The organism is Arthrobacter woluwensis (assembly GCF_030816155.1).
Lineage (GTDB): Bacteria > Actinomycetota > Actinomycetes > Actinomycetales > Micrococcaceae > Arthrobacter_E > Arthrobacter_E woluwensis_A.
This window is the reverse complement of sequence record NZ_JAUSXR010000001.1, coordinates 1,966,101-1,978,781: the sequence shown is the minus strand read 5'-3', so window position 1 is coordinate 1,978,781 and position 12,681 is coordinate 1,966,101. Positions and strand designations below refer to the sequence as shown.

The 12,681-nt window shown below is 67.7% G+C and carries 9 protein-coding genes; 3 read left to right on the top strand and 6 right to left on the bottom strand.

The genetic code is table 11. The features are described 5' to 3' along the window. Window positions 1–13 precede the first annotated feature (13 nt). Entirely contained in the window at window positions 14–937 is a 924-nt protein-coding gene (purU, locus tag QFZ52_RS08995; protein WP_444861217.1) for a formyltetrahydrofolate deformylase, read from the top strand. Between the two features lie 25 nt (window positions 938–962). Then, on the top strand, window positions 963–3,470 hold the full coding sequence (locus QFZ52_RS08990; RefSeq protein ID WP_307497277.1) for a GcvT family protein: 2,508 nt from the start codon (window positions 963–965) through the stop codon (window positions 3,468–3,470). 192 nt (window positions 3,471–3,662) lie between these two features. Here QFZ52_RS08990 and QFZ52_RS08985 read toward each other — a convergent pair whose 3' ends face one another. Further along, window positions 3,663–4,163 (bottom strand): winged helix-turn-helix transcriptional regulator, encoded by a 501-nt coding sequence (locus QFZ52_RS08985; protein WP_307497276.1) that lies wholly within the window; start codon window positions 4,161–4,163, stop codon window positions 3,663–3,665. A gap of 55 nt (window positions 4,164–4,218) precedes the next feature. On the opposite strand from QFZ52_RS08985, the gene QFZ52_RS08980 reads away from it, so the two are divergent. After that, window positions 4,219–5,424: an MFS transporter gene (locus QFZ52_RS08980; RefSeq protein WP_307498693.1), complete on the top strand. Its 1,206-nt coding sequence runs from the start codon at window positions 4,219–4,221 to the stop codon at window positions 5,422–5,424. Here QFZ52_RS08980 and QFZ52_RS08975 read toward each other — a convergent pair. From QFZ52_RS08975 to fdhA, 5 genes are all read right to left on the bottom strand, one after another. Further along, window positions 5,375–7,072, bottom strand: a complete 1,698-nt coding sequence (locus tag QFZ52_RS08975) for an APC family permease (RefSeq protein WP_307497275.1) — start codon at window positions 7,070–7,072, stop codon at window positions 5,375–5,377. The genes QFZ52_RS08980 and QFZ52_RS08975 overlap by 50 nt on opposite strands. Before the next feature lie 138 nt (window positions 7,073–7,210). Further along, window positions 7,211–8,716: an aldehyde dehydrogenase family protein gene (locus QFZ52_RS08970; RefSeq protein WP_307497273.1), complete on the bottom strand. Its 1,506-nt coding sequence runs from the start codon at window positions 8,714–8,716 to the stop codon at window positions 7,211–7,213. Window positions 8,717–8,720: 4 nt separating this feature from the next. Beyond that, on the bottom strand, window positions 8,721–10,427 hold the full coding sequence (gene betA / locus QFZ52_RS08965; protein ID WP_307497272.1) for a choline dehydrogenase: 1,707 nt from the start codon (window positions 10,425–10,427) through the stop codon (window positions 8,721–8,723). A 242-nt stretch (window positions 10,428–10,669) separates the two neighbouring features. Further along, the gene (locus tag QFZ52_RS08960; protein ID WP_307497270.1) at window positions 10,670–11,254 is read right to left on the bottom strand and encodes a TetR/AcrR family transcriptional regulator; all 585 of its coding nucleotides are present in this window, start codon (window positions 11,252–11,254) and stop codon (window positions 10,670–10,672) included. A 208-nt stretch (window positions 11,255–11,462) separates the two neighbouring features. Further along, window positions 11,463–12,680, bottom strand: a complete 1,218-nt coding sequence (gene fdhA, locus QFZ52_RS08955; protein ID WP_307497269.1) for a formaldehyde dehydrogenase, glutathione-independent — start codon at window positions 12,678–12,680, stop codon at window positions 11,463–11,465. Between the last annotated feature and the right edge of the window lies 1 nt (window position 12,681).

Sequence of the window (12,681 nt, the reverse complement as noted above, 5' to 3'; positions counted from 1 at the left end):
CCAGGAGTAGATCGTGACCGTTGTTCTTGAAAGCCGCACCGCCGGCGAGGCGACCGCCGAAAACATTGCCACCCAGGGCAGGACCCCCATGCCTCAGTACGTCCTCACCCTCGCCTGTCCGGAACGCCCGGGGATCGTCCGAGCCATCACCGCTTTCCTGGCGGACCGTGGCTTCGACATCATCGAGCACCAGCAGTTCGACGACCAGGTCAGCGGCAAGCTGTTCCTGCGCACGGCCTTCACTCCCGGCGACGAGGACGTCACTGTCGAAGGGCTCAGCGCGGAATTCGCCGCCGTGGCCGAGGAGTTCGGCATGGACTTCACGATCCATGACGGCAAGCCGCAGCGTCTGCTCGTGATGGTGTCCAAGTTCGGCCACTGCCTCAACGACCTCATCTTCCGGTGGCGAGCCGGCAGCCTGGGGGCGGAGATCGCCGTCGTGGTGTCCAATCATGAGGACCTGCGGGCCATGGCGGAGGCCGCGGGCCTGCCGTTCATCCACGTGCCGATCACCGCCGACACCAAGCCTCAGGCCGAGGCGCGGCTGCTGGAACTCGTGGAGGAGTACCAGGCCGATCTGGTGGTGCTCGCCCGCTACATGCAGGTCCTCTCCGACGGCCTCACCCAGACCCTGCGCGGCCGGGCGATCAACATCCACCACTCGTTCCTCCCGGGTTTCAAGGGCGCCAAGCCGTACCACCAGGCCTACGACCGCGGCGTGAAGCTCATCGGGGCCACCGCGCACTACGTCACGGCGGACCTGGACGAAGGCCCGATCATCGAGCAGGAGGTGTTCCGGGTGGACCACAGCCTGGACGCGAACGCCCTCGCCACCGTCGGCCGCGACGCCGAATCCCAGGCCCTGTCCCGGGCGGTGCAGTGGCACTGCCAGCACCGGGTCCTGCTGAACAACACCCGAACCGTCGTTTTCCGCTGACGCGAACCAGGAGAAACACAAGAAGATGAGCACATCACCACGAGTCGTCATCATCGGCGCCGGCATCGTCGGCACCAACCTCGCGGACGAACTCTCCAGTCGCGGCTGGACGAACGTCACGGTCGTCGAGCAGGGACCCCTGGAGCTGGCGGGCGGCTCGACATCCCATGCGCCGGGCCTGGTGTTCCAGAACAACGGGTCCCGGACCATGACCCAGTTCGCCACGTACACCGTGGAGAAGCTCCTGGCCCTGAGCAAGGACGGCCAGTCCTGCTTCAACCAGGTGGGCGGCCTCGAGCTCGCCACCACGCCGGAACGGCTGAAGGACCTCCACCGCAAGATGGGTCTCATGACTTCCTGGGGCGTCGAGAGCCGCATCATCGACGCCGACGAATGCGAGAAGCACTACCCCCTGCTGACCACGGGTGCGCTGAGCGATGGCCGCGAGATCCTCGGCGGCCTGCTCATCCCGAGTGACGGACTGGCGCTCGCCGCTCGTGCCGTGCAGCTGCTCATCGAACGCGCGAGCGAGCGCGGCGTCGAGTTCCGCGGCTCCACCACCGTGACCGGCATCGCCCGCGACGGCGGCAAGGTCACCGGCGTCGAGACGGACGCCGGCCTGATCCCGGCCGACATCGTGGTCTCCTGCGCCGGATTCTGGGGCCGGGAGCTGGGCAAGATGGTCGGCCTCGAAGTGCCGCTGCTGCCGCTCGGGCACCAGTACGCCGTCACCACGCCCCTGCCCGAACTCGACGGGGTCAACGAGCTGCCCAAGGGCGCCAGCAAGCCGATCCTGCGCTACCAGGACAAGGACCTCTACTACCGCGAGTGGGGCGACCGCATCGGCATCGGCAGCTACGCCCACCGCCCGATGCCCGTGGACATGACCCAGTTGCCGCAGGTCTCCGCCGAGGAGATGTCCGATCACAAGATGCCGTCCCGCCTGGACTTCACGCTGGAGGACTTTCTCCCGGCCTGGGAGGACAGCCAGGACCTGCTTCCGGCCCTGCGGAACGCGGAGATCGAGGACGGCTTCAACGGGATCTTCTCCTTCACCCCCGACGGCGGCCCGCTCATCGGCGAGCACCCGGACCTGAGCGGCTTCTTCGTCGCCGAAGCGGTCTGGGTGACCCATTCCGCCGGCGTCGCGAAGGCCGTGGCCGAACTCCTCATCGAGGGCCGTTCCCGCACGGATCTGCACGGCACGGAGCTGACCCGCTTCGAAAAGGTGCAGACGTCCGATGACTATGTCTCGGAGACCTCGCAGCAGAACTTCGTGGAGATCTACGACATCCTTCACCCCCTGCAGCCCAAGGAATCCCCGCGGGACCTGCGCGTGAGCCCGTTCCACGTCCGGCAGAAGGAACTGGGCGCCTTCTTCCTGGAGGCCTCGGCCTGGGAACGCCCGCACTGGTTCGAGGCGAACCGCGGGCTCCTCGAAGAGCTCCCGGACGAGTGGCAGGCGCCGGAGCGCGAGTCCTGGTCCGGCATGTTCCACTCGCCCATCTCCGCCGCCGAGGCGTGGAAGACGCGCACCGCCGTCGCGCTGTATGACATGACGCCGCTCAAGCGCCTCGAGGTGGTCGGCCCGGGCGCGGAAGCGCTGCTGCACCGCCTCAGCACCGGCAACATCACCAAGAAGCCGGGTGCGGTCACGTACTGTCTGCTCCTGGAGCACGACGGCGGCATCCGCAGTGACGTGACGGTCGCGCGCCTCGATGAGGAGCGCTTCCAGCTCGGCGTCAACAGCAATGTCGACTTCGACTACCTGCGGGCCGAGGCGCGCAAGCAGTCCGCCGAGGATCCGTCGCGGTGGGCCCACGTCACCGACATCACCGGCAGCACCTGCTGCATCGGCCTCTGGGGCCCGTTGGCCCGTGAGGTGATCGGCAAGGTGAGCGGCGACGATCTCAGCAACGACGGCCTGAAGTACTTCCGCGCCAAGGAGATCTCCGTGGGCGGCATCCCGGTCACCGCGATGCGCCTGTCCTACGTCGGCGAACTCGGCTGGGAGCTCTACACGAGCGCCGAGTACGGGCTGAAGCTCTGGGACCTGCTCTTCGAGGCCGGCCAGGAGTTCGGCATCATCGCCGCCGGACGTGGCGCCTTCAACAGCCTCCGTCTGGAGAAGGGCTACCGGCTCTGGGGCACGGACATGAACACCGAGCACCACCCGTACCAGGCGGGCCTCGGCTTCTCCGTGGCCAAGGACAAGGTGGGCTTCACCGGCGCTGAGGCGCTCGCCGAGCGCAAGGAACAGCCGGCGGAGAAGACGCTGCGCTGTCTGACGATCGACGACGGCCGCTCGGTGGTGCTGGGCAAGGAGCCGGTGTACGTCGACGGCGAGGCCTCCGGGTATGTCACGAGCGCCGCGTACGGCTTCTCGATCCACCGCCCGATCGCCTACGCCTGGCTGCCCACCGCCGTCGGCATCGGCGACCAGGTGGAGATCGAGTACTTCGGTGAGCGGATTCCCGCCACCGTGACGGCCGAGCCGCTCTACGACCCCTCCATGGAGCGCATCCGCGGCTGATCCGCAGTCACCCACGGCTCCGCCCCGGTCATGGACATCCGTGACCGGGGCGGAGCTGTGTCGTGCGTGGGCTGTGCTTCCGGGGGAGATGACTGTCCGGCCGGGGGGAGAGGAGGAGGCCTGCGGGAGCAGGGGAGGCACGGGCGATCCGGCCGGTCGATGCCCTTCACCCTGGCACTTCCGAGAACGTGCTCAGGAGTTGTGTTCGTTGGGGCGCCTTACCGCGGTTGAGGCGACGCCGACGCGATGACCGTGAACGTCGGTCGGGCGCAGTTGGGCCAGCGGGTCACCGTTCTCGTCAACGAGTTCGGAATGCGCTTCATCGTCGTTGAACGCGTATCGCTCGCCCCACTGGCGCAGGGCCACGATGACCGTGAAGAGGTCTCGGCCCGCTGCGGTGAGGACGTAGACCTGGCGACGTCCGGACGCCGCCGTCTCCCGTTCAAGGATGCCGCGATCAACAAGGCGACGCAGTCGGTCCGTGAGGATGTTGCGGGCGACCCCTGTGCGGTGCTGGAAGTCCGTGAATGATCGGGCATCATCCATCGCATCGCGAATGATCAGGAAGCTCCACCGGTCACCGACGAGGTCGAGCGTCCGCGCGACCGGGCACTCCGGATCGGTCCAGATCACTTTGTCACGGTGTACGGCCGCGTTCATCACGCCTCCCAATGAGTTGCAGATCGAAACCATTCTGCCATACTGAATCAGTTGCAAATTGCTACTGATTGGAGGCGCTGTGGGACCCATGCCTGGCCGAAGGATGCTGCTCGCGGCGGTCTGCTCGGTTGCCGTCGCGACGATCTACGTCGCTCAGCCCGTGCTCGCGCAGATCGGGCGAGATCTGGGAATGCCCGAGTCTGACGTCGGGTGGATCGTGGCCGCCGGACAGATCGGGTACCTGATCGGATTGGCTGTCCTGGTCCCCTTGGGAGACATGCTGGACCGGCGCAAGCTCATCGGAGGTCAGCTGGTCCTCGCCGCCGTCGGCATGCTGGTGACCGCGGTCGCTCCTGGGCTGTGGCTGCTCCTCGTAGGTATCGCCGCGACGGGCCTGTTCGCCGTCGTCGTGCAGACGACCGTCGCATTCGCCGCTGACCTGTCGACGCCGGAGGAGCGTGGCCGCACGCTTGGAATCGTCACATCCGGAGTCATCATCGGAATACTCGGGGCTCGAGTGCTGGCCGGGATCCTTGCAGATCTGTGGGGGTGGCGAAGCGTCTACATCACGCTCGCGCTGCTTCTCGCCGCACTGTCGATCGCGGTCTTGACGCTGCTGCCTGCGGACCATCGCTCACATCGCCGGACTTACGGCGACGTGCTGACCTCGTTGGCGCACCTCTTCCGTGAGCCGCTGTTCGTTTCGCGTGGGATGATCGCGTTCTTCCTCTTCGCTTCCTTCGGCACGCTCTGGAGCGGGCTCGCGCTACCACTGGCAGTTGAACCGTGGCGGCTGGGCGCGGCCCAGATCGGCATGTTCGGAGTCGCCGGGCTCGCCGGCGCGCTGGGCGCTGCACGGGCCGGCAGATGGGCCGACCATGGCCACGCCAACCAGGTTACCGGTGCTGCTCTGGCAGTGCTGGCGCTGTCCTGGATCGCATCAGGGCAGGTCACGTGGTCCCTCTGGTGGGTCGCCGTCGGTGTCATCGGCCTGGACTTCGCAGTCCAGGCCGCGCACGTCAGCAATCAGTCCCTTCTCACCGCCGCCTACCCCGAACAGACCAGCAGCGCGATCGGTGGTTACATGATCTTCTACTCGCTCGGCTCCGCCCTCGGCGCGACCGCCACCTCCACGATCTACTCCGCCTCGGGGTGGATCGGATGCGCCATTCTCGGCGCAGGGTTCGCCCTGTGCGGGCTCCTCGCCTGGGCATTCAGCCGGCGCACTGTCACGGCCTTTTCAGCTAGTTCCCCTGCGGCTCGTAAGGACAGCGGGCGGTCCCGGCGCCGCTGAGGGCCGGCGTCCGCCGATGGTGACGGTGATGCACCGGGCACGGCTGGAGCGCCAGGTCGTCCGTTTCCACGGAAGTCGCCCCGGCGGCCGGATCCGCCGGCGCCTCCGCCACCGCCGCATGTTCGGCGAGAACACCTGTCTGATGCCGGAGCTTCAGGCGGTACAGAAGGGTGCCGATGACGATCACCCCGACCACGAACATCACCCCGCCCCACTGGAAGTACCACTCGAACGGAGGGACGGAGTTGTAGATCTCCTGACGCGGCCACACAAGGTTGAGCGTCATGGCCCCGCCCCACAGCACCGCCAGGATGTTCACGGGAAGGCCCCATTTCCCGAGGCTGAAACCGACCTCGGCGCCGTCGTCCTTCAGCGGCCAGCGTTTCTGGAAGCGACGGCGGAGCATCGGCGCGGTGACCAGCAGATACGACAGGTAGATCAGCACGATGCTGATGCTGGACAGGATCGTGAAGATGGCCGGCTGGGTGATGTTCACCAGCAGCGGGATGATCGCCAGCACGCCGATGACGATGGCGGCCACCTTGGGGGTCTTGCGCACCGGATCCACCTTGCTCAGCTGGCGGCTGAACGGGAGGTTGTTGTCGCGGGCCATGGCGAACATCATGCGGATGGCGGCGGCGTGGACTGCGAGCGTGCACACGACGACGGCGACGACGATGCAGACCAGGAACGCCTTCCCGAAGGGGCCGCCCAGGACGGACAGCACGATGTGCTGCAGCCCGCCGTCGGGGGACCCCAGCTTCGGATCGTTCAGATCCGGAGCCGCGAGGATGCCGCCGAACAGCAGCAGGCCGCCGAGCAGGAAGGACGCCGTGACGGCACGGATGATCGCCTTGGGGGCGGTCTTCTTGGGATCCTTCGTCTCCTCACCCAGGGACGAGGCGGTGTCGAAGCCGTACATGACGTAGCCCGAGGCCATCGCCGCGATGAGGAACACCCCGAAGAAACCCATGGGTTTGCCTTCGCCGAAACCGCGGGTGTCCAGCAGGACTTCGGGGCCGTTGTTCACGTGCCAGAAGAGTGCGGCGACCAGCAGGACGGCGGCGATGAGCTCGACGAACACGCCGATGCTGTTGATCTTGGTCATCAGCTTCACTCCGAACGCATTGATCAGCGTGGAGATGACGATCATGCCCGTGGCCAGGACCACGCCGTTGATCGCGAAGTCGTAGGGGCCGGAACCATCGCCGATGAACTGGAAGCCGCTCCACAGCTGCGGCAGGGTGATCTGCAGGGCCAGGGCGACGGACCCGAGCGCCATGATCGACGAGATCAGGAGCAGCCAGCCGGCCAGCCAGGACGGGGTGCCGCTGCTGAGCCTCTTGGCCCAGTTGTAGACCGAACCGGCCACCGGATACCGGCCGGCGAGTTCGGCGAAGCAGAGTGCGACCATGAGCTGGCCGACGAAGACGATGGGCCAGGACCAGGCGTACGCCGGTCCGGCGGTGGAGAAACCGAAATAGAAAAGCTGGAAGACGCCGGTCAGGATGGAGATGTAGCTGACTCCTGCGGCGAAACTGGCGAATTTCCCGATGCTGCGGTCGAGAGTCTGGGCGTAGCCGAACTCATCCATTCCGCTGCTGTCGGCGGCCTTACCGGGGCCGGTGGCGGTGCGTGATTCTGACATCTGTGCTCCTCGTTCATGTGACCCGCCGGTCCCGCCGCCCCGGGAATGGGGCGGCGGAACCGATCAGGCGTGCCTCGTTGCACGCCCGGCCGGATCTCCTGGAATACCGGATGCTGCTGTTCTGCCGGTAGGCGCTGCTCAGTCGGAGGAGCCGAACCAGCCGCTGGGAGCAGGCTGGATGTTCTGCCAGATGTGCTTGGCCTCCCGGTATTCGTTGAGCCCGGCGCGTCCGAGTTCCCGCCCGATGCCCGACTTGCCGAACCCGCCCCACTCGGCCTGGGGGACGTAGGGGTGGTAGTCGTTGATCCAGATGGTCCCGTGCCGCAGAGCGCCGGCGACCCGCTGCGCCTTCGACGCGTCCGAGGTCCACACCGCGCCCGCCAGGCCGTACTCGGTGTCGTTGGCGATCGCCACCGCCTCGGCCTCGGTGCGGAACGTCTCGACGGTCAGCACGGGGCCGAAGGACTCCTCCTGCAGCACGCTCATGCCGGAACGGCAGTTGCCGAGCACGGTGGGCGGGTAGAAGAAGCCGTCGGCGAGCGGGCCGTCGTCGGGGATGAAGCCGCCGCAGAGCAGCTCGGCCCCCTCGGCGATGCCCGCCTGGACGTAAGCGTGGACCTGGTCACGGTGCTTCGCGGAGATGAGCGGGCCGGTCTCGGCGTCGGCGTCGAACGGGCCGCCCATCCGGATCTTCTGAGCGCGCTCCACGATCTCGGCCACGAAGCGGTCCGCGATGCTCTCCTCCACGACGAGCCGGGCGCCGGCCGAGCAGACCTGACCGGAGTGCAGGAACACCGCGGTCAGGGCGTTGTCCAGCGCCGCGTCCCAGTCGGCGTCGGCGAACACGACGTTCGGGTTCTTCCCGCCGAGTTCGAAGGCGATGCGCTTCACGGTCTCGGCCGCGGACGCCATGATGGTCTGGCCCGTGGCCAGGCTTCCCGTCATGGAGACGAGATCCACCCGGGGATCGGAGCTCAGCACCGGTCCGACCTTGGAGCCGCTTCCTGTGACGAGGTTCGCGACGCCGGCCGGAACCCCGGCCTCCGCCAGCGTCTCCATGAGCAGGATGGACGTCGAGGGGGTGAGCTCGCTGGGCTTGAGCACGAACGAGTTGCCTGCCACGAGTGCCGGGGCCACCTTCCAGGCGGCCTGGAGGAGTGGGTAGTTCCACGGCGCGATGAGGGCGCAGACGCCGAGCGGTTCATACACCACGCGGCTGATGGCGTTCGGCAGTCCGGTGTCGATCACGCGGCCGGCGTCGAGGCCAGCGATCTTGCCGTAGTACCGGAAGCAGGAGGCGATGTCGTCGATGTCGTACTCGGCCTCGACCAGGCGCTTGCCCGTGTCCAGGGCCTCGGCCCGCGCGTACGCGGCCTTGTCGCGTTCGAGCAGGCCCGCGATCTTCAGAAGGACCTCGCCGCGCTCGATGTCGGTCTTCCGGCGCCACGGGCCCTCGTCGAAGGCGTTGCGCGCGCCGGCGATCGCCCGCTCGGCGTCCTCGACGGTGGCCGACACGACGACGGCGACCTCCCGCCCGTCCGCCGGACAGCGCACTGTGGTGGTCCCGTCGTCGGCGGCCTGCTGCCAGCACCCGTCGATGTACAGGCCCCGGATGGTCTTCGTCTCGGTGGGTGTCACGGTCATCTTCTCAACCCTTCACTGACTGGCCGTTGGCGGACTGGTCCCGCTCAAGCGGGGAGATGCCGTGGCGGTAGAACTCGGTGTGCTGCGCGGCGAGCGGCTCGTTGCCCAGGATGAGGTCCGCGGCCCGCTCGGCCAGCATCATGACCGGTGCGTAGATGTTGCCGTTGGTCACGTACGGCATGGCGGAGGCGTCCACGACGCGCAGACCCTTGGTGCCGTGCACGCGCATGGTGAGTGGATCCACCACCGCCATCGGGTCCGAGGCCGGGCCCATCTTGGCGGTGCACGACGGGTGCAGGGCCGTCTCGGCGTCCTTGGCGACCCAGTCGAGGATCTCCTGGTCCGTCTGGACGCGGGCGCCGGGGGAGATCTCCCCGCCGTTGTAGGGGGCCATGGCGGACTGGCCGAGGATGTCGCGCGAGATGCGGACGGCTTCGACCCATTCGCGGCGGTCCTGGTCCGTGGAGAGATAGTTGAAGATCATGGACGGGTGCACGGTCGGGTCCGAGGAGCGGATCTTCAGGCTGCCACGGGCATCGGAGTACATGGGGCCGATGTGGACCTGGTAGCCGTGCTTGGCCTCGGCCTTCTGACCGTCGTAGCGCACCGCCACCGGCAGGAAGTGGAACATGAGGTTGGGGTAGGCCACGTCCTCGTTGGACCGGACGAAGCCGCCGCCTTCGAAGTGGTTGGTGGCGGCGGGACCCTTCCGGCCGAGGAGCCACTGCAGACCGATGAACGGCATGCGCCACACGTCGAGCGCGGGCTGCATGGAGACGGGCTGGGTGCAGGCGTGCTGGATGTAGACCTCGAGGTGGTCCTGCAGGTTCTCGCCGACGCCGGGGAGGTTGACCACCGACTTGATGCCGAAGTTCCGGAGGTGCTGCGCGTCGCCCACGCCGGAGAGCTGCAGCAGCTGCGGGGTGTTGATGGCGCCGCCGGAGAGGATCACCTCGCCGGCGTTGACGGTGTGCGTCTTGCCGTTGTGGCGGTAGGTGACGCCCGTGGCGGTGTCGCCGCTGAAGTTGACCTTGGTGACGAACGCGCGGGTCTGCACGGTCAGGTTCGGGCGGCCGCGGTTCGGACGGAGATAGGCGCGGGAGGCGGAGAGGCGCTGGCCCTTGTGGACGTTGCGGTCGAAGGGGGCGAAGCCCTCCTGGCGGTAGCCGTTGACATCGTCGGTGAGAGGGAAGCCGGCCTGCTGGGCGGCCTGGAAGAACGCGCCGAAGAGGGGGTTGGTGGCCGGGCCGCGTTCCAGGACGAGGGGGCCGTCATGGCCGCGGAACTCGTCGTCCGGGTCCGCGGCGAGTGTGGTCTCCATGCGGCGGAAGTAGGGCAGACAGTGGGCGTAGTCCCAGGTCTCCATCCCGGCGTCGGCGCCCCAGCGCTCGTAGTCCAGGGGATTGCCGCGCTGGAAGATCATGCCGTTGATGGAACTGGAGCCGCCGAGCACCTTGCCGCGGGCGTGGGCCACGCGACGACCGCCCATGTGCGGTTCGGGGTCCGATTCGTAGCGCCAGTCGTAGAACGGGTTGCCGCTGGGGAAGGTCAGGGCCGCGGGCATCTGGATGAACAGGTCCCAGGGGTAGTCACTGCGGCCCGCTTCCAGGACCAGCACGCTGCGGGTGCCGCCCTCGCTCAGGCGGTTGGCCAGCACGGAGCCGGCGCTTCCTCCGCCCACGATCACGTAGTCGTAGCTGCTGTTGCTCATGAAGTCTCCTTGCACCTCGAGCGGAAGCACGGCGTCTGCTCCGCGCGACCCGCGCCGGTGTGACGCGGGTCATATTTTCGAGGTTAGCGGAGCTTGAACAAACGTTCAAGACCCAGTTTGGACGTTTGTTCAAAGGGGTGCGCGCCGGCGCCCGTCAGGCCTGTTCAGGCGCGGAAGAGGGCGGTCCGGCCAGAGGGAAAGAGTCGCGTCACATTGGCGCGGACGAGGGGGAGGACCGCCGTTCAGTCGGCGAAAGCGATCTCTTCCGTGCGAAGGATGCTCCGCTCGATGGACGACGGATCGATGCCCAGCAGCGACGTGAGCCACATGCCGTTCTGCACCACGACGACGTCGGCCGCCCGGTCTTTGCACTGCGCCGGCGTGAGGGTGGGCTTCGCCTTGGAGATCAGCTCGGCGAGCCCGTCGAGATACCGGTCGAACGCCTCGGCGTTGATGGCGGCGAACTCCTCATCGGCCTGGGCGAGGGCCCAGAGGTGGAGACGCAGGGAGAGGTACTGGGTGGTCAGGATCTCCGGCGCCGCGACGCGACGCAGCGCCGTGCGCAGCTGCTCATCGGGGGTCGCGTCGGGATCCGGGGCGACCAGCCGCAGATCGCTTTCGCTGATCCGGCCGAGCACCGCGCGGATGAGACTGGGCTTGTCCGCGTAGTAGTAGTTCACGAGTCCGAGCGCGACGCCGGCTTCCCTCGCCACCGCTCGCATGTTGACCCCCGAGATGCCATGACGCGAGAGCAGCTCCAGCACCGCATCCAGAATGCGGGACTGACGGTCCACCTGCTGCCGGGAATTCACTGTGCTGGGTTCCACTCGGACAGACTATGGCGAAAATCCCCGGTGGCGCATCCACCGGCTTTCCGCGGGTCTCCGCACGACGCCGGGCGCGCTCCAGGGCGCGCTCCCAAGCGCGATCCCGGGCGCGCGGAGAGAGCCCTCCCGGATCTCGCCGGGAGGGCTCGGGACACGCACGCACGGGCCCACTCACGGAGGAGTGGGCCCGCAGCGCGGGCGGCCTGTGTCAGTTCCTCACGTAACCGTTCGGATCCAGCACGTACTTGGTGGCGGCGCCGGCGTCGAACTCGGCATAACCGCGCGGAGCGTCCTCCAGGGGGATCGCCCGGGCGTTGACCGCCTTGGCGATCTGCACCTTGTCGTGGAGGATCGCCATCATGAGCTGGCGGTTGTACTTCATGACCGGGCACTGACCCGTGGTGAAGGAGAGCGACTTCGCCCAGCCGGTGCCGAGTGACAGCGAGAGGGAGCCCCGCTGCGCGGCCTCGTCGATGCCGCCGGGATCGCCCGTGACATAGAGTCCGGGGATGCCCAGCGCGCCGCCGGCGGCCGTCAGGTCCATGAGCGAGTTGAGCACGGTCGCCGGGGCCTCGTGCGAGGCGTCCTTGCCGTGCCCCCGGGCCTCGAAGCCCACGGCGTCGACACCGCAGTCGACCTCCGGCACTCCGAGCAGCTGTTCGATCTGGTCGCGGGGATCACCGGCGCCGACGTTCACGGTCTCGCACCCGAAGGAGCGGGCCTGTGCCAGGCGGTCCTCATTCATGTCGCCGACGATCACGACGGCGGCGCCCAGCAGCTGCGCTCCGGCCGCCGCCGCGAGACCCACCGGGCCGGCGCCGGCGATGTAGACGGTGGACCCCACACCCACGCCCGCCGTCACGGCGCCGTGGAAACCGGTGGGGAAGATGTCGGAGAGCATGGTCAGATCCATGATCTTCTCCAGGGCCTGGTCCCGGTCCGGGAACTTCAGCAGATTCCAGTCCGCGTAGGGGACCAGGACGTACTCGGCCTGGCCTCCGACCCAGCCGCCCATGTCCACGTAGCCGTAGGCGCTGCCGGGGCGGTCGGGGTTCACGTTCAGACAGATGCCGGTCTTGCGCTCCTTGCAGTTGCGGCAGCGGCCGCAGGAGATGTTGAAGGGGACCGAGACGATGTCGCCGACCTTGAGGAACTCGACGTCGGGCCCCACCTCGATCACCTCGCCCGTGATCTCGTGACCCAGGACCAGGTCCTGGGGAGCCGTGGTGCGACCGCGGACCATGTGCTGGTCCGAGCCGCAGATGTTGGTGGTGACGGTCCTCAGGATCGCACCGTGCGGGACCTTGCGGCCCACGTTGAGCGGGTTGACCCCCGGCCCGTCCTTCAATTCGAACGTCGGGTACTCGGTGTCGATGACCTCCACGACTCCGGGCGCTTTGTAGGCTACTGCTCTGTTTCCTGACATG